Here is a 24,472-nt window from a genome sequence, read left to right as displayed (position 1 = left end):
TCAGACCGAGGCGTATGCCGGCGTTCCCGCGAGTGCAGCGTAGCGGCCTCCCAGCGCCAGCAGCTCACGGTGCGAACCGCGCTCGATGACACGGCCGTGGTCGAGGACGGCGATCTCGTCGGCCGACTCGATGGTCGAGAGGCGGTGGGCGATGGTGATCGTCGTGCGGCCGCGGACGAGCTCGTCGAGCGCCTTCTGCACGGCCCGCTCGGTGTCGTTGTCGAGGGCGCTGGTGGCCTCGTCGAGGACGAGCACCTTCGGGTTGCGCAGGATGGTGCGAGCGATGGCGATGCGCTGCTGCTCTCCACCGGAGAACCGGTGTCCGCGAGCGCCGACCACGGTGTCGAGGCCTTGGGGCAGCGTGGCGACGAGGTCGGCGACCTGCGCAGCGCCGAGCGCCTGCCACAGCTGCGCCTCGGTCGCGTCAGGTGCGGCCAGCAGGAGGTTCTCGCGGATGGAGGCGTGCACCAGATAGGTCTCCTGCGACACGACACCGACGATGCGGGCGAGCACCTCGGGGTCGAGGTCGCGCAGGTCCACACCGTCGACCGTCACGCGACCGGACGTCGGGTCGTGGAGCCGGGCCACGAGGGACGCGAGGGTGGACTTGCCCGAGCCGGTGTGACCGACGAGGGCCAGCGAGCCACCGGGCGGGACCACAGCGTTGATGGAGTCGACGGCGTTGGGCGAGTCAGCGGCATACGCAAAGGAGACGTTCTCGAAGCGGACCTCGCCGCGCACGCTTTCGGGGTCGAGCACGACGGGCGCGGTCGGCGCGGCGACGTCGGGGATGAGGTCGAGGTACTCGAAGACCCGTGAGAACAGGGCCATCGAGGAGACCCACTGGGCGCCGACGTTGAGCAGGCCCATGAGCGGGCGGAAGATGCCCGCCTGCAGCGTCGTGAAGGCGATCAGGGTCCCGATGGTCATGCCGCCGGAGGTCGCGGGCAGCCCGGCGACGAGGTAGATGAGCGCGGGGATCGCCGAGAAGATGATCTGCATGGTGGCCATGCGCCAGCGGCCGGCCAGCTGCGACCGCAGCTCGAGGTCGACGAGCTCCTCGGAGGTGGTGGCGAAGCGCTCGGCGTGACGCCGACCGGCACCGAGCGTCTTGGACACGCGCACGCCGGAGACGGACAGCCCCTCCTCGATCTGGACGTTGAGGTCGGCGCGACGGGCCTGCTGGCGCGCGGTGACCTCCCGGCGGATGAGCGCGACGCGGCGGGTCATCCACACGGCCGGCGGGATGACGACGAGCGAGAGGAGGCTCAGGCGCCAGGACAGGGCGACCATCGCGACGGACGTGGCGATCGCGGTCGTGAGGTTGGAGGCGATGGAGGTCGCGGTCGTGGTCACGACGCCCTGCATGCCGTTGATGTCGTTGGTCAGGCGCGACTGGACCTCACCAGCGCGGGTGCGCGTGAAGAAGCCCAGCGACTGCTGCTGCAGGTGGGCGAACAGGTCGGTCCGCAGGCGGTGCATGACGCGCTGGCCGACGCCGGTCGACATCCACGTCTGCACGACTCCGAGGAGCTGGGTGGTCGCGGCCCCGGCGACCATGGCGCCGACGGCGAGGAGGAGCAGTCGCACGTCCTGCTGCGGGATGGCCGTGTCGACCACCTCGCGCACGAGGAACGGCTGGGCCATCGAGATGACCGAGGTGGCAACGATGATCGCGCTGACGATCCCGATGGGCCGGCCGAAGCCACGGAAGAGGTTCGTCACCCGGCGGAGTGGGACGGGGGCGATCTCGAGCTGGGCGCGGTCTCGGGGGTCGACCTGCATCGGGCGACCGCCGCCCATGCCTCGACCGCCGGGCAGTCGCGCGCTGGTGTCCTTGGGAGCGTCATGAGTTCCTGCTGCCATGAGTGCCCTCCCTTCTGTCGTGCTGAAACCTATTGGTGAGGTTGGCTCACAATGAGCCAAACAGGCTTGTTGCCGATATCATTCCCGTATGCCGTCCGCTCCCGTCCCTGCCCCCCGTGACGGTGAACCCGCGCTGGGGGAGCTCGTCATGGAGGTGGCCCGGGGCCTGCGTCGACGGTTCGCCGCCACGCTCGAACCCTGGGGAGTGACGCCACACGAGTCGCGAGCCCTGCGGGTCATCGGCCGCCATGAGCCGACGCGCCTCGGCGTGGTCGCCCAGCACCTGCGCATCGCACCCCGGTCGGTGACCGACGTCGTCGACTCGCTCGAGGAGCGCGGCTTCGTCGTGCGCGAGCCCGACCCGACCGACCGCCGCGCGACCCAGGTGTCCCTCACCGCGTCAGGGCGCCAGGTCCTCCGCGAGCTCGACACCGCCCGGCGGGCCGACCACGAGGGCTACTTCGCCGCGCTCTCCGACCGCGACCGCGCCACGCTGACCCGCATCCTCACGGGTCTGCTCGAGTCGGACTGAGGCCCGACCGATGGCCAACGCCCCCGGCGCCGCACACGCGCTCGACGTGCTCGAGCTGCTCGCCCGCAGAGGTGAGCCGCTGCCCGCCGCGACGGTCGCGCGCGAGCTCGGACTCCCCCGGTCGAGCACCTACCACCTGCTCTCGGTGCTGCGCGAGCGCGGTTACGTCTCCCACCTCGAAGGTGAGCGCAGGTACGGACTGGGCGTCGCGGCATACGAGCTGGGTTCGGCCTACCAACGGCAGGCCCCGCTCCAGCGGATCGCCCGGAGCACCCTCGACCGCCTCGTTGACGTGACCGGCCACAACGCCCACCTCGCGGTGCTGCACGGTCGCGACGTGCTCTATGTCATCGAGCAGCGCGCGCCGCAGGGCCCCGTGCTCGTGTCCGACGTCGGTGTCCGGCTGCCCGCGACGCTCACCGCGACCGGGCTCGCCCTGCTGGCGAGCCTGCCGGCCGGACAGGTGCGGGCGCTCTTCCCGCACGCCGCCACCCTGGTCCAGCGCGATGGTCACGGGCCGAGCACCACGACCGCCCTGCGCTCGCTCCTGCAGTCCGTGCGACAACGCGGGTATGCCGTCGAGGACGGTCACATCACGAGCGGGCTGAGGTCCGTGGCCGTGGCGGTGCTGGACCACAGCGACCACCCGGTCGCCTCGGTGGCCGTGACCTTCCGCTCCGAGCGCGTCGACGACGCGGAGCAGGAGCGGCTCGTGAACGCCGTCCGCCACGCAGCGGACGACCTGTCCACGCGGCTGCACCGGCAGCCGCGGCGCGGCCGAACCTGAGTCCCGCACCACCCACTCCGCACATGACTGCACCGCAGGTGGGGCGGTTGCCCCACCTGCGGTGCAGTGGTCCTTGCGGCGTCCGGCCGAAGCCTCAGTCGCGCAGGATCGGTGGTCGGTATCCGGGACGGCCGGCCAGCCCCGCCGACTTCACGGCTGCCCGACCCACGGCACGTCCGGCTCGACCCACCGCACTCTCCGGCTGCTGCGAGACCCTCGGCGGCATGATGACGACCGGGCACGAGGCGGCATAGACGATCCGCTGCGCGAACAGCGGCGCGCCGGTGAAGGTCCTCGGAGCGTCCACGACGACGAGGTCAGCCTCCTCAGCCGCCTGCAGGAGCACCTTGCGCTTGCCCCCGCGCACGACCCGCACCTCCGCCGAGTGGTCGTCGCCCAGGACCTCGGCGACATCCTGCTCGAGGGCCGCCTGCTCGCTGCGCTGGGTGCTCTGGTCGTCGGTGACGCGAGCCGCCACCCCACCCGAGGTCGTGCCGGGGGGACTGGTGCTGCGCCACGAACGCACGGCGATCAGCCGACCACGGTTCTGCGCCGCTTGGGCCGCGCCCCACTTGAGTGCGGTCGGCGACTTGGACGTGGCACTGACTCCGACCACGACGGTGTAGGGCTGGGCGCCCTCGGTGTGCTCACTCACGACGAACTCCTCAGACCGGAAGGTGGACGGTCTCGTTGCCGTCCTTGTCGTAGCTGCTCAGCGGAGGTGCGATCTCCTCGAGGGACTTGCCCTCGGCGTCCACACCCCAGACCGCCGCGACCGCGGCACCGATGAGCATGATGCCCGCAGCGATGAGGTAGCCCCAGAACATCGGGGTGCGGTCCTTGCCGTCACCGATGAGCCAGCCGTAGAAGACCGGGCCGATGGCGCCGAAGACCTGGGCCACGGCGAAGAAGTACGAGATCGCCTGCCCACGAGCCTCGAGGGGGAAGATCTCGGACACGGTCAGGTAGCCCGCGGAGGCACCGGCGGAGGCGAAGAAGAACGCCACGCACCAGAACGCCGTGTGCGTCGCCGCCGAGAGTGCATCGGCCTGGAAGAAGAACGCCGAGACGGCCAGCACGATGGCCGCGAAGGCGTAGCAGCCACCGATCATCTTGCGCCGGCCGATGGTGTCGAAGAAGTGGCCGAGCAGGAGCGGACCGAGCAGGTTGCCGATGGCGAAGGGAAAGAAGTAGACGGCCGCGCCCGACTTGTCCAGCCCGTAGAAGTTCTGGAGCACGAGCGAGTAGGTGAAGAAGATGGCGTTGTAGAGGAAGCTCTGCGTGATCATCAGCGTCGCGCCGAGCACCGTCCGCTTGGGGTAGAGCTTGAAGAAGACGTAGGCCAGCTGCTTGGGCGTGAGCCCCTCACGGGGCTTGACCCACATGCTGTCGCGCTCCTCGTCGAGCTTCGGCAGCTTCTTGCCTGCCGCGACGACCTCCTTCTCGATGTTCGAGACGATCCGCTCGGCGTCGTCGTGGTGCCCGTGGGTAATCATCCAGCGCGGGCTCTCGGGGATGTGGCGACGCAGGTAGATGATCGCCAGACCGAGGATGGGTCCGATGAGGAAGGCAATCCGCCAGCCGACGTTCTCACCGAAGCGGTCGGTGTCGAGCAGGAAGAGGGTCGCGAAGGCGCCGATGCCCGCGCCGAACCAGTAGGTGCCGTTGATGGCGAGGTCGACCCGCCCGCGGAACCGGCCGGGGATGAGCTCGTCGATCGCGGAGTTGACGGCGGAGTACTCGCCACCGATACCCATGCCCGCGATGAAGCGCAGGACGAGGAAGACGAACATGTTGGGAGAGAAGGCGGCCAGCCCCGAGGCGACGAGGTAGAGCACCAGCGTCATGGTGAAGAGCTTCTTGCGACCCAGGGAGTCCGTGAGTCGTCCGAAGAACAGCGCACCCACGACCTCGCCGACGAGGTAGACCGAACCGGCGAGACCAACCTGTGCGGTGCTCATCGACAGCGACTTCTCGAAGCCACCGGCCGCCACGATCTGGATCTCGATGCCGTCGAGGATCCACGCGGTCCCGAGTCCGAAGATCACCATCCAGTGGAACTTCGACCAGGGCATGTCATGCATTCGTGCCGGAATGAGACTGCGTACCGGCTTGTCTTCAGCGACGTCGGCGGACATCCGTACTCCCCTCGAACGGTGCGGGTAGCCCGACTGGTCGTGGGGCTACCGCCGCACGTTACGCCCGGACATGGCACCAATGGGGGTTTGGACGACCCCGTTTGACCTGCAGTGATGCGGCTCGAGGAAGCGCTCCATTTCGCGGGGTGGGCGACGCCCTCCCATGCCCGGCCGGTGACGGCGACAATGGCCGGATGGCGTCATCCGGAAGTGTCATCGTGCTGGCCGGGGGGACGTCGCGCCGCTTCGGCTCCGACAAGCTCGCCGCGTTGCTGGCCGATGGCCAGTCCGTTCTCGACCGCTGCCTCGTGGGTATGCCGGACGGCTGGCCCCTGGTCGTCGTCGGACCTTCGCGGGTGGTCCCGTCGTCGGTGGCCGACCGGGTGCAGTTCGTGCGGGAGTCGCCGGCCGGGAGTGGCCCACTGGCCGGAGTCGCGGCGGGTGTGGCCGCAGTGACGACGGACCTCGTCTGCGTCGTCGCGGGTGACACACCGCAGGCGGGGAAGGCGCTGCCGCTGCTCGTGTCGGCACTGGAGGCCGACCTCGCGGTCGACGCGGTGGTGGCGGGGGACGGCGACGGCGAGGGCGACGGACAGGCCAACCCGTTGTTGGCGGCCTACCGGACCGAGACACTGCGCGGCGGAGTCCTGGACTCCCCCGAGAACAGGCCCGCTCGCTCCTTGCTCTCCCTCGCGCACAGCGTCCTGCGGGTCGGCGACCAGGCCCGGGACGTCGACACCCCTGAGGACCTGGCGAGCTTGCGTCGTACGTTGGGGTCATGAAGGCGATCACCATCCCCGAAGCAGGCGGCCCCGAGGCACTCGTGCTCAGCGACGTCGACACCCCCGAACCGCAGGACGGCGAGGTGCGCATCAGGGTCAGCGCGGCAGGCGTCAACCGCGCCGACACGCTGCAACGGCAGGGGTTCTACAACCCGCCCGAGGGCCAGACCGAGATCCCCGGCCTCGAGGTCTCCGGCGTCATCGACGCGGTCGGCGAGGGCGTGAGCGAGTGGGTCGTGGGCGACGAGGTGTGCGCCCTGCTGGTGGGTGGCGGCTATGCCGAGCAGGTCACCGTGCCGGCCGGCCAGGTCCTGCCCGTCCCCGCTGGTGTCGGCCTCGTCGAGGCCGCGGCCCTGCCCGAGGTGACGTCCACGGTCTGGTCCAACGTGTTCCTCACCGCGAACCTCCAGCCCGGCGAGACGCTGCTCGTCCATGGTGGGTCCTCCGGCATCGGCACCATCGCCATCCAGCTCGCCCGTGAGGTCGGTGCGCGAGTGGCCGTCACCGCCGGCAGCCAGGAGAAGCTCGACTTCTGCCGCGAGCTCGGAGCCGAGATCCTCATCAACTACAAGGAGCAGGACTTCGTCGAGGAGCTCAAGAAGGCGACCGACGGCCACGGGGCCGACGTCATCCTCGACAACATGGGCGCGAAGTACCTCTCCCGCAACGTCGATGCACTCGCCATCGCCGGACGGCTCGTCATCATCGGCATGCAGGGCGGCACCAAGGGCGAGCTCGACATCAACACGCTGCTGCGCAAGCGCGGTGCCGTCATCGCGACGAGCCTGCGGGCCCGCCCGGTCGCCGAGAAGGCGACGATCATCGCGGCCGTGCGCGAGCACGTCTGGCCGATGGTGGCGCAGGGCCGCGTGCGCCCGGTCGTGCACTCGCGCCACCCATTGGCGAACGCGAGCGACGCGCACGCCGAGATGGAGGCCAGCACCCACATCGGCAAGATTCTCCTGCTCACCGACTGACCGGCATACGCAAGGTCTCGGTCTGATCCGGGACGCCGCGACGTCCCACGGCGCTTCTCCGGCAGGAACCTCTCACCTCGCTTGACCGCCGCGATCAGGCGAGGTGAGAGGAACCCACTTCAGGCGGGGAAGGTGGGGCTTGCCATGCGGGTGAATACTCGGTATACATGTCCTGTTCGAGCACGGCATACCGAGTATTGAGGCTGTTCAGGGGTTCGGCCCCGACTCGGTATACCGGCTCGGCACCGCACGCGAGAGCGCAGGGGTTCTCGCGTCAAACGTCCAGGAGGCACCGATGTCGGTCAAGCAGGGGCTTCTGGCCCTCCTCGCAGAAGGGCCGATGTACGGCGCCCAGCTGCGGGTGGAGTTCGAGGAGCGCACGGGCGGCACGTGGCCGCTCAACGTCGGGCAGGTCTACACGACCCTGAACCGGCTCGAGCGCGACGGGCTCGTCGAGCCGACCGGTGAGGCCGACGGCGAGGGGCGCATCTCCTACCGGCTCACCGAGGCCGGGGCCAGCGAGGTCACCACGTGGTGGCAGACGCCGGTCGACCGCGACAACACCCCGCGTGACGAGCTCACCATCAAGCTGGCCCTCGCGGTGACCGTCCCGGGCGTCGACGTCCAGTCCGTGGCGCAGACCCAGCGCACCTCGACCATCAGGCACCTGCACGACCTCACCCGCCTCAAGCAGCAGGTGATGCGCAAGCAGCGCGACGCCGAGGGCCACGAACCACAGGAGGGCGTGGCCAACCACGACCTCGCCTGGCTGCTGGTCCTCGAGAACCTCATCTTCAGCGCCGAGGCCGAGGTGCGCTGGCTCGACCACGTCGAGACCCGCCTGCACCGGGAGTCGCTGCGCCCTTTTCACCGTTCCGGAAGCACGCCGGCGACGTCCCGGCCTGAGGACGCCGACGAGCGCGCAGCCGCACGGGCGGAGGCACGTCGATGACCACTCCCAGCCTGCTCCTCGACAACGTCAGCCGGGTCCACGGCACCGGTGACACGGCGGTGCACGCCCTTGACGGCGTGAGCCTCGAGATCCTGCCCGGTGAGCTCGTGGCCGTCATGGGCCCGAGCGGCTCGGGCAAGTCGACGCTCCTCAACCTCGCCGGCGGCCTCGACCACGCCACGAGCGGGCGCGTCGTGATCGAGGGTGAGGACCTCACCACCCTGGGCGCCAAGGGCATCGCCCAGCTGCGGCGCCGCAGGGTCGGGTTCGTCTTCCAGGACTACAACCTCATCCCCAGCCTCACGGCCGCCGAGAACGTCGCTCTCCCCCTCGAGCTCGACGGCGAGCGCGCGAGCCAGGCGAGGCGCCACGCCCGCCAGAGCCTGGAGCTCATGGGCCTGCGCGAGCTGTCGGACCGCTTCCCCGACCAGCTGTCGGGTGGCCAGCAGCAGCGGGTGGCCATCGCCCGCGCGCTCGTCGGCAGCCGCCGCCTCGTCCTCGCCGACGAACCCACCGGCGCCCTCGACAGCCACACCGGTGAGGACGTGCTGCGGGTGCTGCGCGAGCGCTGCGATGAAGGTGTCGCCGGGCTCCTCGTGACCCACGAGGCCAGGCATGCCGCCTGGGCCGACCGGGTCGTGTTCCTGCGCGACGGCGTCGTCGTCGACTCGACGGGGCGCGCAAGCGCGGCCGAGGACCTACTCGACAGCGCGAGCTCCGCGCGATGACGTCGGACGCCAACGCCGACGCCGACGCCGACACGGACACCGAAAGGCGTTCGGCGTGGGGTCGCTTCGTGGGCAGCTGGGGCATCGCCCTGCGCATGGCCCGGCGCGACGTCCGCCGCCACCGGGGCCGCAGCGCGCTCATCATGGTCATGGTCGCGCTGCCGACGCTGCTGCTCGTCTTCGCCATCGTGTCCGCGGCCACGAGCCAGGTCACGGGCCCGGAGCAGATCCCGGCCCGCATGGGCAACGGGGTGGCCATGCTCGAGTACCCCCAGTCGGGCAGGGTCGACCAAGGCTTCGACCCGGGCCCGGGCAGCGCCAGCAGTGGCACGGCCGAACCCATCCCGGGCTGGGTCGACGGCGGCAGCGCGTTCGACAACGCGACGGCCATCGGCTCCCTGACCGCGGCCACCGCCGTGCCCTTCGTCGAGGAGTCCCTCGTCACGAGGATCGACGACCGGCGCCTGAGCCTCAGCGGTCTGGCCATCGACCCCCGCCCGGGGCTCAGGGACAAGATCGAGGTCACGAGTGGGCGCCTGCCGCGAGGCCCGGGTGAGGCACTGGTGTCCGACACCGGCAAGGCCCGCGGCCTGCCCACGAGCGGCACCTTCACCGCGACCTCGCAGGGCAAGGAGGTCACGCTCGAGGTGGTCGGCACCGCCACCGCCATCGGCCCGTGGAACGGTACCTACGACGTCGTCGTGCCGGAGCCACTCGTCGCGGGTCAGCCCGGCGGAGGCTGGGTCCTCCTGGGCTCCGAACCGGTGAGATGGCCGGAGGTCACGCGCCTCAACACCTTTGGGCTCACGGTCTGGTCGGCCGACGTCCTGAGGAACCCGCCGCCGGTCAGCGAGCTGTCGATGGAGCAGCGCTCCATCCAGCAGAGCAGCGACAGCCGCATGGGCACGTTCGTGGCCATCGGGGGTGCCCTGCTGCTCATCATCACCACGCTGCTCGTCGGACCAGCCTTCGCCGTCAGCGCCGCACGCCAGCGCAGGACCCTTGCCCTCTCGGCGAGCAACGGCGCCACCACGGCGCAGCTGCGGCACACCGTGCTCGCCCAGGCGCTGGTGCTCGGCGTCGTCGCGGCCCTCGCGGGGTCTGCCCTCGGGGTCGGCGTCGCCTGGCTGTCTACCCGCAGCTCCACCCTCAATCGGTTCCTCGGCATGAACGGTCCCTTCGACGTCCCGTTGGCGGCTGTCGGCCTCGTCACCCTGGCGGCTGTGGCCAGTGCCGTCATCGCCGCGCTGCTCCCCGCGCGCCGGCTCGGCCGTCTCGACATCGTCGGTGTCATGAAGGGGCAGAGCGTCTCACCACGGCCCAGCAAGGCCGTCTTCGTCATCGGTGCGGTCCTGGCCGGCGTCGGCGGGTTCGCGGTCATCTCCATGGCCGCCACCCAGGTCGCCTCGGGAGGCGGCGGCGAGGTCAAGGTCGTCGCCGCAACCATCGCCCTCGTCGTCGGCGCGATCATGCTGGCCCCGATGATCCTCGTCGGCATCGCGCGCCTCAGCTCGCGCCTGCCGGTGTCCCTGCGCATGGCGACGCGCGATGCCGGCCGGCAGCGCTCCCGCAGCGTCCCCGCGATCGCCGCGATCCTCGCCGGCGTCGCCGTCCTTACCATGACCCTCATCGCCAGCGGCAGCGACGAGGAGCAGAGCCGCCGGGAGTACACCGCGCAGAACATCCCCGGTGACGCCAAGGTCTACAACAACGCGAGCCCGGCAGCGGGTGCGTTCGACGTCGACGCGATCACCGCCTCGTTCGCGACGGTGCGGGCCGGGCTCGAGGTCGTGCCGGTCTCGAGCATCGACACCGGGGACCCGTGGATGCGCTCCATGAACCCCGCACCGCCGACGAGCCCCTACGACCTGACCGCGGTCAACGTCGTGCCTCCCGGATGCACCCCGCAGCAGTCAGTCAGCGACATGCTCATGGAGGGCGAGACCTTCGAGGCACCGACGTGCCATGCCATCGGCACCCAGGGGCAGGGCAACGTCGCAGCCATCGCTGTCATGACCAAGCAGGAGATCCTCCGGCGTCTGGGCCTCATGGGACGCGAGGCCGACGCCAAGGTGGTCGCCGACGGCGGCGCCGTCGTCGGGCGGGCACCTGGACGCGCGACCCTCCTGACCGACGGCAAGGTCACCCTCATGACCGGAACCCAGACGGTGGTCCCCGAGGGTGCGGGGGGTGGGGGCAGTCCCTCCGAGGTCCACGACATCAGGACCGTCACCGTGCCGGCCATCGAGGTCGAGCTCACCAAGGAGTCGGTCGGCACGATGCTCGGGCGGGCCATGCTCGTCCCGACGGAGGTCGCGCATGCCAACGACTGGCCGACCTACGTCGACCAGCTCACGGTGCACGACCCCGCGGGCCCGATCACCCAGGATGTCACCGAACGCCTTGGTGCCACGGCCTCCGACGACGTCTACATCGAGACCGAACGCGGCTTCCAGTCGCCGCTGCAGTGGGTCGTCCTCATCCTCATCGGCGTCTTCTCCCTGCTGCTGCTCGTCATCACACTCACGTCGACGGCACTCACCCTCGCCGAGCAGGAGAACGACCAGGCGACGCTCGCGGCACTCGGCTCAGGACGCGGCACCCGTCGCGTCATGGCTGCCGCCCAGGCGTTCGTGCTCTGCGTCATCGGCGCCGTACTCGGTGTCGCCGTCGGCATCGTCCCCGGCATCGCCCTGGCCTATCCGCTGACGGCGCAGTCGTGGAACCCCATCACCGGTGAGCAGCTCAACGGCGACCCGATCCTCGTCTTCCCCTGGCTCGTCCTGCTCGGGTTCGCCCTCGCCGTCCCGGCGGTGTCGGCTGGCCTGGCCGCGGCCGGCATACGCAAGGCTCCGGACGCGACCCACAGAACCGCCTGACTGACAGACCGAACTGACAGACTCTGCGTATGCCGTTCCCCCACGACCCAGCCGGGCGTCACCACGCGATCGCCGACATCTTCACCGACCGCGTCCGCGGGGTGAGCGACTGGGATGCCCCGGCGCCAGTCGACGGCTGGGTGGCGCGCGACGTGGTGCGGCACCTGGTCGAGTGGTTCCCGGCGTTCCTCAAGGGCGGCACCGGCATCACCCTGCCCCACGGGCCGACGGTGGATGAGGACCCGGTCGGTGCGTGGACCTCACATGCCGACGCGGTCCAGGCACTGCTCGACGACCCCGAGACCGCCACCAACGTGCTGAGCAACCCGCACACCGGCGACGTGCCGCTCCCCCAGGCGGTCGACCAGTTCTACACGGGCGACGTCTTCATGCACACGTGGGACCTGGCCCGCGCGACCGGCCAGCCGGACCGGCTCGACGCGGAGTTCGCCAACCAGATGTTCAGCGGGATGGAGCAGTTCGACGAGATGCTGCGGAGCTCGGGTCAGTACGGCCCGAGGGTGCCCGTGCCCGAGTCGGCCGACATCACCGACAAGCTCATGGGTTTCGTCGGCCGCGACCCGTCCTGGACGCCGCCCACCTGAGGCCCGACCCGCACGTGGGGCAGGATGGACGACATGAGCGACCAGCAGCCCACGCAGCCGGAGTCGAGCCGCGAGACCGACGAGCAGGAGACCCGTGAGGTCCACGGCACGGCCACTGTCGATGACGACAAGGTGGTCGTGGTGACGCCCGAGGGCATGGGCGTCGCCGACCGCAACCCCGAGGGCAAGCCCAACCAGAACCCTGCCGACCTCGTCGAGCAGCCGGCCAAGGTCATGCGGATCGGCTCGATGATCAAGCAGCTCCTCGAGGAGGTGCGCAACGCGCCCCTCGACGAGGCCGGTCGCGCTCGCCTCGCTGACGTCCACGAGCGTTCGCTCTCGGAGCTCAAGGACGGGCTCGCCCCCGAGCTCGTCGAGGAGCTCGAGCGCATCTCGTTGCCGTTCAGCGACGAAGCACCGTCCGACGCGGAGCTCCGCATCGCCCAGGCCCAGCTCGTCGGCTGGCTCGAGGGCCTCTTCCATGGCATCCAGACCGCCCTCGTCGCCCAGCAGATGGCGGCCCAGGCCCAGCTCCAGCAGATGCGGCAGCTGCCCCCCGGTCACGCCCCGGCACCCGGTCAGCCGGGTTCGCCGATGGGCATGCCCAACCTGCCGGGTGGCCACGGCGGGTCGAGCAACACCGGTCCGGCCGAGGGCACCGGCCAGTACCTCTGAGACCCCTCGCCGTGTGTGCCTCATGCAGACACATACCTCTGCGTGAGGCACACACGGCAGGTGCCCAGATTCGAACTGGCGAGTAACTGGCGTCGCGATTTTGCGGAAGCGTAGGTTGGCGAGCATGACCGCCACCACGTGGAGCCAGACCGACCTCCTGCGCGAGCTCAGCCCCGTCGTCGAGGAGAACCTCAACCGCCACATCGGCGTGGCCAAGACGTGGTACCCGCACGACTTCATCCCGTGGAGCGACGGTCGCAACTTCGACGGGCTCATGGGCGGCGACCCCTGGAGCCCTGACGACGCACCGATCTCGGAGGTCGCGCGGTCGGCGCTCATCGTCAACCTCCTCACCGAGGACAACCTCCCGAGCTACCACCACGAGATCGCGCTGATCTTCGGGCGCGACGACGCCTGGGGTGAGTGGGTGCACCGGTGGACCGCAGAGGAGGGCCGGCACGGCATCGCCATGCGCGACTACATGCTCGTCAAGCGCATGGTCGACCCCAATGCCCTCGAGGACTTCCGGATGACGCACATGTCGCAAGGCTACGAGTCCGCACACAGCGGCGAGCTGCTCCACTCGCTGGCCTATGTGTCGTTCCAGGAGCTCGCGACCCGGGTGTCGCACCGCAACACCGGCCGCTTCACCGCCGACCCGATGGCCGACCAGCTGCTGCAGCGCATCGCCGCTGACGAGAACCTCCACATGATCTTCTACCGCAACCTCATGGGCGCAGCGCTCCAGCTCGACCCGAGCCAGTCGGTGCAGGCGATCCGTGACGTCGTCCTCAACTTCGCGATGCCGGGCACCGACATCCCGGGGTTCCAGCGCAAGGCCGTCGAGATGGCGGTCGCCGGGATCTACGACCTGCGCCAGCACCGCGACGACGTCGTGGCGCCGGTGCTGCGCTTCTGGAAGGTCTGGGACCTCGAGAACCTCAGCGCCGAGGGCGAGCAGGCTCGCATGGAGCTCGCCGACTTCATGTCCGGGCTCGACACCAAGGCCTCCCGGTTCGAGGACAAGCGCGACACCCTCGCCGCTCGCATGAACCTCTGAAACAGACGGCTTTCAGACTGAGCGGGCTGCGGCGCGTCCGGCGGCCCGACCCGAGAACAGGCACCCACCCACGAACGTGCCCTCGAGAGAGCGGTATCCGTGGACGCCACCGCCGCCGAACCCGGCAACCTCACCCGCGGCATACAGGCCCGGCACGGGTTCGCCGTTCGTCCCGATCACCTGGCTGTCGAGGTTGGTCTGCAGCCCGCCCAGTGACTTGCGGGTGAGGATGTTCAGACGCACCGCCACGAGTGGGCCTCGCTTGGGATCAAGGATCCGGTGCGGTGGGAACGCACGCTTGGTGAGCCTGTCCCCGCGGTACTGACGGGCGACGCGCATGGCCGCGATCTGGGCGTCCTTGCCGAAGGAGTTGTCGAGCTGGCGGTCGCGCTCGAGGACCTGGCGCTCGATGTGCGCGAAGTCGACGGGCGCGTCCGGAGTGAGGGCGTTCATCCTGTCGACGAGCTCGCGCAGGGTGCCGGCCTGGACGAAGTCGACGCCATGGTCGAGGAAGGCCTGGACCGCCGGCGGCACTGCGGTGATCGGCCGCTTGGCGACGTCACGATAGCTGCGGTCGGTGAGGTCGAGGTTCTGCTCGCTGCCCGACAGGGCGAACTCCTTCCCCACCAGGGCGCGGTTGGTGATGAACCACGAGTGGTCGTGGCCGGTCGTGCGCAGGTGGGAGAGCGTCCCGAGGGTGTCGTAGCCGGGGAAGTTCGGCGGCGGGAGCCGGTCCCCGTTGCCGTCGAACCACAGCGACGAGGGTCCGGGCAGGATGCGGATCGCGTGGTGGGGCCACACGGGATCCCAGTTGTTGATGCCCTCCACGTAGTGCCACATGCGGTCGCGGTTGACCACGGTTCCGCCGGCGCTCTCCGTGATGGCGAGCATGCGTCCGTCGACGTATGCCGGGACGCCGGTGATCATGTGCTCGGGCGCAGTCCCGAGGCGGTCGGGCCAGTTGGCCCGGACGAGATCGTGGTTGCCGCCGATGCCGCCACTCGTGACCAGAACCGCGTGGGCGCCGAACTCGAAGTCGCCGACGACGTCACGGTTGGACGCCACCCCGCGTGGCGAGACGTCCTGCGCCAGGACGGATCCACGGACACCGGTGACGACCTCACCTGTGGTGACGAGCTCGTCGACCCGATGGCGTGGGCGATAGATGATGCGGCCGCCGGAGATGTGCTGGCGCACGCGGTCGATGAACGGTGAGACCACGCCGGTGCCGGTGCCCCACGGGATGTGGAAGCGCGGCACCGAGTTGCCGTGGCCACCGGCTCGGCCATCTCCCCGCTCCGCCCAGCCGACCACGGGGAAGAAGCTGATGCCGAACTGCCGCAGCCAATCCCGCTTCTCACCGGCCGCCCACTCGACGTACGCCCGGCCCCACTGGCGCCCCCAGTGGTCCTCCTCGCGGTCCCAGCCGGCACTGCCCTGCCAGTCCTGCCAGGCGAGCTCGAGGGTGTCCTTGATGCCCAGCCGTCGCTGCTCCGGGGTGTCGACGAGGAAGAGGCCCCCGAAGCTCCACCACGCCTGGCCTCCGAGGTTGGCCTCGCTCTCCTGGTCGAGGAGCACGACCGACCGCCCGGCGTCGGCGAGCTCATGGGCAGCGACGAGACCGGCGAGCCCGGCCCCGACGACAAGGGCGTCAGCATCCATGTCGCGACCCTAGTGGGCGCCACCGCCCGGACCCAGCACTGCGCGGGCTCAGCCGACGGGAGCCATGACCAGCGTGTCCCAGGGGATGTCGGCCACCGACTCGACGACGACGTCCGCATCCTGCGCCAGGACCTCGAGCGGAGTCGTCCCGAGGACGGCCACCACCAGCCCGGCCCCGGCGGCTCGTCCGGACACCAGCCCAGCGGTCGCGTCCTCGACGACCACGCACTGCGAGGGGTCCAGGCCCAGCCTCGACGCACCCAGCTGGTAGGGCTCGGGCCCGGGCTTGCCGTGCGAGACATCGCTCGCCGTGACCACGACGGTCGGCCTCGGCAGCCTCGTCGCGGCGGTGCGCACAGCGGCCAGCTCACGTTCGCAGGAGGTGACGATCGCGTGCGGCACCGCCAGCTCGTCGAGGCGGGCCAACACCTCCCGCGCACCCCTCAGGGCGACGATGCCGTCGGTGTCGGCCAGCTCGATCTCACGGATGCGGGCATGCGCGGCCAGTCGCTCGGCGTCGGTGCGCTCGGACATCACCGCATCAATCGTGTTGATGCTCGTGCGTCCGTGGGAGCCCGCGAGCGCCGCGGGCTCGAGGTCGAACTCCTCCGCCCATCGCATCCACGACCGCAGGACTGCCCCGGTCGAGTCGATGAGGGTGCCGTCCATGTCGAAGAGGACACCGGAGAACCGGCGCTGCGGGAACTGCCCGGCGAGGCTTGCCACCATGGGCCTCAGCCTAGGGTGGGTGCATGGACCGGCTTGCTGCAGGACGTCCCCGCGGCGCACTGCTGAGCGCGTTCGTCGCCTTCGTCGCGATCGTCGGCGGTTGGACATGGGCGGCGATGCAGCAGCCCGCCGGCTTCGACTCGGTGCGTGAGTCGATCAGTGCCCTCGCCGCGGTCGAGACCCCCCACCGCTGGATCATGACGTCGGCCCTGCTGCTCACGGGACTGGCCCACGTCGGGTCCGCGCTCCTGCTTCCCGGCCTGCGCCGCCGGGGCCGCTGGGTCCTCGGAGGAGCCGGGCTGGCCACTGTCGGTGTCGCTCTCGTGCCGCTGCCGTCCCGTTCGGAGGGCTCCGTCGCGCACGTCGCCGTCGCAACGCTGAGCTTCGTGCTGCTCGCGGCCTGGCCGTGGTTCGCCGCAGGCGCTTCGCGGATCCCGCTCCTGCGAGCGCGCGTCGCCCGCCCCGTGTCGGTCTTCCTGCTCCTGCTCGTTGCGTCGCTCGCCCTGGGGAACCGAGCCGGTATGCCGTTCGGCGCGCACGAGCGCATCGTCGCCGGGTTGCTCGCGTTCTGGCCCTTCGCCACCGCCGTCTCGGCGTGGTGGGCTTTGGGACACCGGGTGGGCGGCCGCACCGTTCGTGGACTGCTCACCGTCGCTGCCCTCACGGTCGGGTGCGCAGCGGGTGGGGTCGCTGCGACGCGAATCGCTCCGGCGACGGCGAACACGCTGCACTACTCGGCCCAGGTGCAGCTCTCGCTGGACCCCCAGCACTCGACCCGGCTCGTCGCCACAACGCTCTTCGGCGACATCCAGGTCGGCTTCACCGGGCTGGCACCCGGCATCGAGGTCACACCCCAGGTCAAGGCCTCCATCGCCGACGTCCTCAGCCGGCCCGGCGTGACGGTGTCCAACCTCCAGCCGGGGCCGCTCGAGCTCAACGCCGCGATCCGGCACACCGCTCGCGACGTGGGTCTGCGCTTCGGGGCCGGCGCCCTGGCCGTCGCAGTGCTGGCACTCGGAGCCAGCTCGCTGGCACGCCGTCGTCGACCGCGTCCTGGCGCGCTGGCCGGTGCGGCCGCCGCGTGGGTGATCGCCTGTGGCGCCACCGGGGTGGGCATCTGGCAGACCTACCAGCCGGACCGGCAGCACGAGTTCACCTCCACCGGCGTCCTCGGCACGGTGCAGCGCAACCAGTCGCTCCTGTCCGACGTGGAGGCCCGGACCGCCCAGGTCACGCCCTACCTGCGCAACCTCATTGCCCTGTCGTCGGCGTTGCAGGACAAGTACTCGCCGTCGGAGCTCAACGAGCCCGTCGCGCTGCGCGTACTCCTCGTCTCCGACCTCCATGCGGGCAACCAGTACTCGCTCATGCGAACGATCATCGAGCAGGAGGGCATCGACCTCGTCGTCGACACCGGCGACCTCGTGAACTTCGGCACGGTCGCCGAGGGAGAGGCCTCGGGGATGTTCGCCGGCATCGCGTCCCTGCCCGTGCCCTACCTCTTCACGCGCGGCAACCACGACGCGACCTCGGCAACCGACCACGCCATCCTCGACCGGATGGCCACCCTGCCCAACGTCGTCCTGTTGCAACCGGATGCCCAGGACTACACCGTCGTCGACGCAGGCGGTCTGCGCATCGGTGGCTTCAACGACCCCCGGTGGTTCGGCGACGACGGCAAGCGGAGCAAGGACAAGCAGCAGCCGGCCAAGAAGGCGTTCGAGGCGGCCTTCGCGCAGGAGCCGAGCCTGGACCTCCTCGTCTCGCACGAGCCGTGGGCGGTGGAGGACGTGCCCCGAGCCGACGTCGCGGTCAACGGCCACATGCACACGCCCGACCTGGAGGGCAACCGCATCCAGGCGGGCACGTTCACCGGTGGTGGCCCGCTCACGCACTTCGTCGGCGAGGACAACGGCGAGGAGCTCGTCGGCCAGCCCTACGCGTTCGACGTCCTCGCGTTCGGGGAGTCGTGCCGGCTCACCTCGGTGACCCGCTACAGCTACCGCAACGTCATCGAGGGGCGGCCGGCATACGACGACGTCAGCCTCGTCAACGGGAGCCGCATCGACACGGCGACCGACCCGGATCGCACGTGCACCCGACCGACCAAGGGCGAGGGGCCGCTGGACTCCCTCACGCTGCGCGAGGTCCGCGCCCAATCGCCCGCGGCGGCGCCGACCGGGGCAGACTCACGGGCATGGCTCAATACACCGACGCAGAACGCGACACCGTCCGCAACGCTGCTTTCGGGGCGATCGCCCTCGTGAGCAAGGCCGACCCCGGCTTCCTGTCTTCCTTCAAGGAGAGCCTGGCCGGGTCCAAGGCGCTCGCCTCGGCCCCCAAGGAGATCACCGAGATCCTGCGCGGGGGCGGCTTCCCCAGTCCTCCCAAAGGAGACGCGGCGGCCCAGGAGGCCGAGGTCCTGTCGGCCCTGACCCAGGCCGTCGCCGTCCTCGACGCCAAGGCCGATGGCTCGGCGCAGGCCTTCAAGGGGGTCGTCCTCGAGGCCACCCAGGCCGTGGCCGACGCCTCCGACGGGGTGAGCGCCCAGGAGCAGGCCGTCCTCGACAAGGTTCGGGCCGCTCTGGCCTGAGCGTCGAGAGCGAGCGGTGGGTTTCTCTCACCTCGCGTGACCGCGGTGGTCAGGCGAGGTGAGAGAAACCCACTTCAGGCGGCGGGTCCCACGCTCTGCGTGGGCAAGGTGTGGCGGCGGGGGGGTCAGCTGGGGCCGGGGATGATGGTCGTGCGGTATGCCGTGTGCTCACCGGGGCCCTTGCCGCACGACAGGGGCGCCGGGGGCAGCGCCTCGGCGCGCACCTCGACCCAGGTCGCGTAGGGCAGGGGCTCGTCGCCGATGACCTCGACCTGCGTCACGGTCTCGGAGATGACGTCCACGGCGCCCGGGCGCACGGCCGTGATCGGTGCCGCACCGTGGGCCGCGAGTACCGAGCCGGTGGCCGCCTGGACCGCCGGCGAGAAGCGGGCCACCCCGCGCAGGTGTGACGCGTCGACCCTGCCGGCCCGGTGGGCGCGCACGACGTCGACCGCGTTGGGCAGGTCGACCGTGCCGTAGCAGGTGCCGTCGGGCATGGAGATGAAGGTTCCCGCGAACCGGTGGCCGCTGAGGTGCGTGCACTCCCACACCTCGTCGGGCCAGACCTTGGCCAGCGCCGCCGTGACCGGCCGGCCACGCAGGGCACAGCAGGCGTCGCGCGTCCCCTGCGTGCAGACGAGCAGCATCGGCGCCGCGAAGGTCTCGCTGTGCGCGAGGGGCGCACCGAGCGCGGCGGCCGCGGCGAGCAGGTCGTCCGAGGTGCGCCACGTCCCCGTGACGGAGGTCCCGTGCAGGGTGTCCACGGCATACCAGGCAGGTGCCTGCCCGACGTCGCGGCGACCGGTGCGGCGCATGAGCAGTGAGCGGCCCTGGAACTCCGTGCAGGCCTCCTCGATGGCGCGCGCCACGGGACCGGCGAACGGTGGTGTGTCGAGGTGCTCGCGCGCCCACGGGCCGGGGTGCTCGAGAAGCAGCCAGCGCCGGGCGACCGGCGCCGAGCCGAGCATGGGCTCGCCTCGCTGACGGAAGGCGTTGGAACAGCGCACGGATTCGGATGCCACGGCCTCGATGCTACGGGGGACGCGCTCAGGCGCGCGCGAGGAGCAGGTCGGCCGTCTCGGCCGTCGTCACGAGCGAGTCGATGAGGTCGCCGCGCACTGCCGCACCGATCGCCTCGACCTTGTCGCTGCCGTGGGCGATGGCAATGACATGGCGTATGCCGTGCAGCTGGCTTCCGGTGAGACCGACGATCCGCGCGGTGAGGGGAGTATCGATGACGACACCGTCGGCGTCGAAGAAGACTCCCGCGGCTTCACCCACGGCTCCCGCCCTGGTCACGGCCCGGCGCTCGGCCGGGCTGAGTACCTCGTGGATCGTGGAGACGTGCGGCGCCCACGCGCCCAGCCCGATGACGGCCAGGGTGACGTCCGCGACCCGGTCGAGGGCCTTGCGCACCGGGGGCTGGCGCCGCATCACCTCGGCGCTCGCCGCGTCGTCGAGCAGCAGCGGCGAGTAGAAGACGTGGCGTCCTCCCCCGGCGATGCGACCGGCACGGCGGACGACGTCGACGGAGCTGCTGTCCTCCTCGGGAGTGACCATGGCACCACTGAGCTGGACCACCGGGATCTTGGGCAGGCTCTGCAGGACGTCGACCATCCGGCTCACCGACCGGCTCCACGGGAGCCCGAGCACGTCGCGGTCGGTGGCGACCTCGCTGAGCAGGGCCGCGGCCGCGGCGGAGACGCCGGGATCCGCCTCTGCTCCGGAGCCGGGCACGACGACGCAGTGCTGAAGTTGCAGGGCTTCGCGCAGCCGCGTGGACCGCTCGGTGTCGATGCCGAGGGGCGAGACGATCTCGATCCTGACCATCCCGCTCTCGTGGGCGGCGTCGAGGAGCCGGGCGACCTTGAAGCGGCTGATGCCGAGCGAGCTCGCGAGGTCGACCTTGGACTCGCCCTCGATGAGGTGGCGGCGCGCGACGGCAGCCGCCAGGACGGCTTCGGAGGGACCCAGGACGTCAGGCACGAGCCCCATCCTGCCCGGCCCGGGGTGCCGCCCGGCCCCGAGCCGACTGATTGCCCGTTCGGCCACCTTGGCGTGTCCGGAACCGGCCCGACGAACTGGCCGAACGGGCAATCAGTCGAACAGCACCGGGGCTGGGCAGCGCCGACCTGTTGACAGGGCGACCGGCTTCCGACAGGCTCATGTGCGCAGCCTAGGCGCTCATCTGAGCGCAACACCAGCGTTCGAGGAGAACTCGACCAGCGCGGCGACAGGAGGGCAACGATGCCCGGGAGCACACGGCATACCCCCAAGGCCTTGCGGAGACGTCGCGGGAGGTGGGTCGCCATCGGGACGAGCGGGGCACTGGCCGCGGCGCTCACCGGTTGCGCCGGCTGGGGAGGCGGCGGCATCGGCGGCGGAGGCGCGAACTCGATCGACGTCCTCATGGTCAACAACCCGCAGATGGTCGACCTGCAGAACCTCACGGCCGAGCACTTCACCAAGGACACGGGCATCCGGGTGAACTTCACGGTGCTCCCCGAGAACGACGTGCGCGACAAGATCAGCCAGGAGTTCTCGAGCCAGGCCGGGCAGTACGACGTGGCCTCCCTCTCCAACTTCGAGATCCCGATCTATGCCAAGGCCAAGTGGATCGCGCCGCTCGACGACTTCATCGCCAAGGACCCGGAGTTCGACCAGGGCGACATCCTCAAGCCGATGACGACGTCGCTCTCGAGCGAGGGCAAGGTCTACGGCGAGCCGTTCTACGGCGAGTCCTCCTTCCTCATGTACCGCAAGGACGTCCTCAAGGAGAAGGGGGTGACGATGCCCGACAAGCCCACGTGGCAGGAGGTGGCGGACATCGCCGCCAAGGTCGACGGCGCTCGCCCCGGCATGAAGGGCATCTGCCTGCGTGGGCAACCCGGCTGGGGGCAGATCTTCGCCCCGCTCACGACGGTCGTGAACACCTTCGGCGGCACGTGGTTCGAGAAGGACTGGACACCCAGGGTCAACGCCCCCGAGTTCACCGCGGCGGTGACGTTCTACGTCGACCTCGTCCGGGCGCACGGCGAGAACGGCGCTGCCCAAGCCGGGTTCACCGAGTGCCTCAACAACCTCGTCCAGGGCAACTCCGCCATGTGGTACGACGCGACGTCGGCCGCCGGCTCGCTCGAGGCCGACGACTCCCCCAACAAGGGCAAGTTCGGCTACGCCCCCGCGCCGGTGGTCAAGACGGACTCCGCGGGCTGGCTGTACGCCTGGTCATGGAGCATCCAGCAGGCCAGCACGAAGAAGGACAACGCCTGGAAGTTCATCTCCTGGGCGTCCGGCAAGAAGTACGAGCAGCTCGTCGGTGAGCAGGTCGGCTGGACCAGCGTCCCCGCGGGCAAGCGGGCCTCGACCTACGAGAACCCCGACTACCTCAAGGTCGCCTCCGCCTTCGCGGAACCGACGAGGGCCGCGATCCAGGCTGCCGACCCCACGAACCCGGGCGTGCAGCCGCGACCGGCGATCGGCATCCAGTTCGTCGACATCCCGGAGTTCCCCGACCTCGGCACGCAGGTGAGCCAGGACGTGAGCTCGGCCATCGCCGGCCAGACCACGGTCAAGGAGGCCCTCGACCGAGGACAGGAGCTCGCCGAGGACGTCGCCGAGCGCTACCAGACGAGGAGCAAGTGATGGCTTCCGACATCGCCCACGTCGACACCTCCCCGAACCCGCGCAACCTCAGTGCGGAGGAGGACGCGGCACGTGCGAGCAAGCTCGCCAAGGCAGGTGACTGGTCCCGGCGGGCACCCCTGCTGCCGGCCCTGATCTTCGTCATCATCCTCACCCAGCTGCCGTTCGTCGCGACGATCGTCGTGTCGTTCATGAACTGGAACGCCTACTACCCCGATGAGCGCGGGTTCGCCGGCTTCGACAACTTCGCGCGGGTCTTCACCGACAGCAACACGCGCAACGCCGTCGTCGTGACGATCCTGCTCACGGTGCTCGTCGTCGTCATCAGCCTCGTGCTGGGCATGGCGATCGCACTGCTCCTCGACCGCAAGTTCCTGGGGCGCGGCATCGTGCGCACCCTGATGATCACGCCGTTCCTCATCGTCCCGGTGGCCGCGGCCCTGCTGTGGAAGCACGCCCTCTACAACCCCGAGTACGGCCTGCTCAACGGCCTGCTCAAGGCGGTCTTCGGCGACAACGCACCGCAGCCCGAGTGGATCTCGAACAACCCGTTGCTCGCCATCGTCGCTGCGCTCGTGTGGCAGTGGACGCCGTTCATGATGCTCATCCTGCTGGCGGGGCTGCAGTCGCGCCCGCTCGACGTCGTCGAGGCAGCCCGCATCGACGGTGCGAGCGCGTGGCAGATCTTCCGCACGATGACCTTGCCGCACATGAGGCAGTACATCGAGCTCAGCGGTCTGCTCGGCGCGATCTACGTGGTGCAGAACTTCGACCACGTCTTCACGATCACCTCCGGTGGCCTCGGGACGGCGAACCTGCCGTACTTCATCTACCAGACCTTCTACACCGCGCAGGACTACGGACGCGCCTCTGCCGCAGGCGTGGTCGTCGTGGTCGGCACCATCATCATCGCGACCGCAGCGTTGCGGACCGCGTTCAGCCTCTTCAAGGATGAGAACTGATGTCCACAGCAACGCACGAACGAGAGTTCCGGGACGGCGCCGAGGTGGCGAGCACGACACGCGAGCCCCAGGCGATCAACCACCACCAGTCACCCAAGTCGCACATCCTGCTCACGGTGGCCGCCTGGGTGTGCGGGCTGCTCTTCGCCCTGCCCGTGGCCTGGATGATCCTCACCTCCTTCCACAAGGAGGAGGACGCCGCGACCAACCCGCCGAGCCTGTTCGCACCACTGAGCCTCGACGGCTACCGGTCGTTCTTCGACGCCGGCCCCTGGCCGCCGCTGCTCAACTCGCTCACTGCGAGCGTGCTGTCGACGATCCTCGTGCTGCTGCTCGCGTTCCCCGCGGCCTACGCGCTGTCGATCCGGCCGGTGAAGCGGTGGACCGACGTCCTCTTCTTCTTCCTCTCGACCAAAATGCTGCCCATCGTGGCCGGCATCCTGCCGATCTACCTCTTCGCGCAGAAGGTTCGCCTGCTCGACAACATCTGGCTGCTCATCATCCTGTACACGTCGATGAACCTGCCGATCGCCGTGTGGATGCTGCGCTCCTTCCTCGCCGAGGTCCCGCTGGAGATGCTCGAGGCCGCGCAGGTCGACGGCGCCTCGCTCATGGTGACGCTGCGCAAGGTCATCGCGCCGGTCGTCATGCCGGGCATCGCGGCCGCGGCGCTGATCTGCTTCATCTTCAGCTGGAACGAGCTGCTCCTCGCGCGCGTCCTCACCGGCACCGTTGCGGGAACGGCCCCGGTGTTCTTGACTGGGTTCGTGACCAGCCAGGGCCTGTTCCTCGCGAAGGTGTGCGCGGCGTCGTTCGTGGTCTCGCTCCCGGTGCTCGCCGCCGGGTTCGCCGCGCAGGACAAGCTCGTCCAGGGCCTGTCCATGGGTGCAGTCAAGTGAG

At 70.1% G+C, this 24,472-nt stretch carries 22 protein-coding genes; 15 read left to right on the top strand and 7 right to left on the bottom strand.

Annotation, left to right across the window (positions count from 1 at the left end; all coding sequences use genetic code 11):
* Nucleotides 1–1,866, bottom strand: a complete 1,866-nt coding sequence (locus ASG74_RS15680) for an ABC transporter ATP-binding protein (RefSeq protein WP_442910092.1) — start codon at nt 1,864–1,866, stop codon at nt 1–3.
* A gap of 88 nt (nt 1,867–1,954) precedes the next feature.
* Between ASG74_RS15680 and ASG74_RS15675 the strand changes: the two genes are divergently transcribed.
* Both ASG74_RS15675 and ASG74_RS15670 read left to right on the top strand, forming a co-directional pair.
* Nucleotides 1,955–2,398 carry a MarR family winged helix-turn-helix transcriptional regulator gene (locus tag ASG74_RS15675; protein ID WP_056145790.1) on the top strand — a complete coding sequence of 148 codons (444 nt, stop codon included), beginning with the start codon at nt 1,955–1,957 and terminating at the stop codon, nt 2,396–2,398.
* Between the two features lie 10 nt (nt 2,399–2,408).
* Complete coding sequence (locus ASG74_RS15670) at nt 2,409–3,185, top strand: IclR family transcriptional regulator (protein ID WP_056145787.1); 777 nt, start codon at nt 2,409–2,411, stop codon at nt 3,183–3,185.
* 94 nt (nt 3,186–3,279) lie between these two features.
* Here ASG74_RS15670 and ASG74_RS15665 read toward each other — a convergent pair whose 3' ends face one another.
* Together ASG74_RS15665 and ASG74_RS15660 are read right to left on the bottom strand one after the other, a co-directional pair.
* Nucleotides 3,280–3,840 (bottom strand): universal stress protein, encoded by a 561-nt coding sequence (locus tag ASG74_RS15665; RefSeq protein ID WP_056145784.1) that lies wholly within the window; start codon nt 3,838–3,840, stop codon nt 3,280–3,282.
* Nucleotides 3,841–3,850: 10 nt separating this feature from the next.
* Entirely contained in the window at nt 3,851–5,269 is a 1,419-nt protein-coding gene (locus ASG74_RS15660; protein WP_200942647.1) for an MFS transporter, read from the bottom strand.
* A 248-nt stretch (nt 5,270–5,517) separates the two neighbouring features.
* Here ASG74_RS15660 and mobA point away from each other — a divergent pair, with 248 nt between their 5' ends.
* From mobA to ASG74_RS15620, 8 genes are all read left to right on the top strand, one after another.
* On the top strand, nt 5,518–6,105 hold the full coding sequence (mobA, locus tag ASG74_RS15655; protein ID WP_156465443.1) for a molybdenum cofactor guanylyltransferase: 588 nt from the start codon (nt 5,518–5,520) through the stop codon (nt 6,103–6,105).
* Nucleotides 6,102–7,082, top strand: a complete 981-nt coding sequence (locus ASG74_RS15650) for an NAD(P)H-quinone oxidoreductase (protein ID WP_056145776.1) — start codon at nt 6,102–6,104, stop codon at nt 7,080–7,082. The genes mobA and ASG74_RS15650 overlap by 4 nt, the downstream gene beginning before the upstream one ends.
* Nucleotides 7,083–7,377: 295 nt before the next feature.
* Entirely contained in the window at nt 7,378–8,034 is a 657-nt protein-coding gene (locus tag ASG74_RS15645; protein WP_056145773.1) for a PadR family transcriptional regulator, read from the top strand.
* A complete protein-coding gene (locus tag ASG74_RS15640; protein ID WP_056145771.1) occupies nt 8,031–8,762 on the top strand; it encodes an ABC transporter ATP-binding protein in 732 nt (243 codons plus the stop codon). Before ASG74_RS15645 ends, ASG74_RS15640 begins: the two co-directional genes overlap by 4 nt.
* A complete protein-coding gene (locus ASG74_RS15635; RefSeq protein ID WP_056145768.1) occupies nt 8,759–11,641 on the top strand; it encodes an ABC transporter permease in 2,883 nt (960 codons plus the stop codon). The genes ASG74_RS15640 and ASG74_RS15635 overlap by 4 nt, the downstream gene beginning before the upstream one ends.
* A 29-nt stretch (nt 11,642–11,670) precedes the next feature.
* Nucleotides 11,671–12,246 (top strand): TIGR03086 family metal-binding protein, encoded by a 576-nt coding sequence (locus ASG74_RS15630; protein ID WP_056145765.1) that lies wholly within the window; start codon nt 11,671–11,673, stop codon nt 12,244–12,246.
* 24 nt (nt 12,247–12,270) lie between these two features.
* Nucleotides 12,271–12,921 (top strand): bacterial proteasome activator family protein, encoded by a 651-nt coding sequence (locus ASG74_RS15625; RefSeq protein WP_056145762.1) that lies wholly within the window; start codon nt 12,271–12,273, stop codon nt 12,919–12,921.
* A 124-nt stretch (nt 12,922–13,045) separates the two neighbouring features.
* Nucleotides 13,046–13,981, top strand: coding sequence for an acyl-ACP desaturase (locus ASG74_RS15620; protein WP_056145759.1), 936 nt, complete (start codon nt 13,046–13,048; stop codon nt 13,979–13,981).
* A 12-nt stretch (nt 13,982–13,993) separates the two neighbouring features.
* Here ASG74_RS15620 and ASG74_RS15615 read toward each other — a convergent pair whose 3' ends face one another.
* Nucleotides 13,994–15,643 carry an FAD-binding dehydrogenase gene (locus tag ASG74_RS15615; RefSeq protein WP_056145756.1) on the bottom strand — a complete coding sequence of 550 codons (1,650 nt, stop codon included), beginning with the start codon at nt 15,641–15,643 and terminating at the stop codon, nt 13,994–13,996.
* Between the two features lie 48 nt (nt 15,644–15,691).
* Nucleotides 15,692–16,372 (bottom strand): HAD-IA family hydrolase, encoded by a 681-nt coding sequence (locus ASG74_RS15610; protein ID WP_056145754.1) that lies wholly within the window; start codon nt 16,370–16,372, stop codon nt 15,692–15,694.
* 23 nt (nt 16,373–16,395) lie between these two features.
* On the opposite strand from ASG74_RS15610, the gene ASG74_RS15605 reads away from it, so the two are divergent.
* Both ASG74_RS15605 and ASG74_RS15600 read left to right on the top strand, forming a co-directional pair.
* Complete coding sequence (locus ASG74_RS15605; RefSeq protein ID WP_056145751.1) at nt 16,396–18,639, top strand: DUF998 domain-containing protein; 2,244 nt, start codon at nt 16,396–16,398, stop codon at nt 18,637–18,639.
* A complete protein-coding gene (locus tag ASG74_RS15600) occupies nt 18,570–18,965 on the top strand; it encodes a hypothetical protein (protein WP_156465442.1) in 396 nt (131 codons plus the stop codon). The genes ASG74_RS15605 and ASG74_RS15600 overlap by 70 nt, the downstream gene beginning before the upstream one ends.
* A gap of 125 nt (nt 18,966–19,090) precedes the next feature.
* On the opposite strand, the gene ASG74_RS15595 is transcribed toward ASG74_RS15600, so the two are convergent.
* Entirely contained in the window at nt 19,091–19,987 is an 897-nt protein-coding gene (locus ASG74_RS15595) for a sucrase ferredoxin (protein ID WP_156465441.1), read from the bottom strand.
* Nucleotides 19,988–20,012: 25 nt separating this feature from the next.
* Complete coding sequence (locus tag ASG74_RS15590; RefSeq protein WP_162252817.1) at nt 20,013–20,951, bottom strand: sugar-binding transcriptional regulator; 939 nt, start codon at nt 20,949–20,951, stop codon at nt 20,013–20,015.
* 261 nt (nt 20,952–21,212) lie between these two features.
* Here ASG74_RS15590 and ASG74_RS15585 point away from each other — a divergent pair, with 261 nt between their 5' ends.
* The 3 genes from ASG74_RS15585 to ASG74_RS15575 are packed head-to-tail and all read left to right on the top strand — an operon-like array spanning nt 21,213 to nt 24,471.
* Nucleotides 21,213–22,610, top strand: coding sequence for an ABC transporter substrate-binding protein (locus ASG74_RS15585; protein WP_056145739.1), 1,398 nt, complete (start codon nt 21,213–21,215; stop codon nt 22,608–22,610).
* Nucleotides 22,610–23,572 carry a carbohydrate ABC transporter permease gene (locus tag ASG74_RS15580; protein ID WP_082569835.1) on the top strand — a complete coding sequence of 321 codons (963 nt, stop codon included), beginning with the start codon at nt 22,610–22,612 and terminating at the stop codon, nt 23,570–23,572. Before ASG74_RS15585 ends, ASG74_RS15580 begins: the two co-directional genes overlap by 1 nt.
* Nucleotides 23,572–24,471, top strand: coding sequence for a carbohydrate ABC transporter permease (locus ASG74_RS15575; RefSeq protein WP_235499042.1), 900 nt, complete (start codon nt 23,572–23,574; stop codon nt 24,469–24,471). Before ASG74_RS15580 ends, ASG74_RS15575 begins: the two co-directional genes overlap by 1 nt.
* Nucleotide 24,472: the final 1 nt, after the last annotated feature.

Source organism: Knoellia sp. Soil729 (assembly GCF_001427985.1).
In the GTDB taxonomy this organism is placed as follows: Bacteria; Actinomycetota; Actinomycetes; order Actinomycetales; family Dermatophilaceae; genus Knoellia.
The sequence above is the reverse complement of the archived record's forward strand: the minus strand, read 5'-3'. Positions and strand labels throughout refer to the sequence as shown.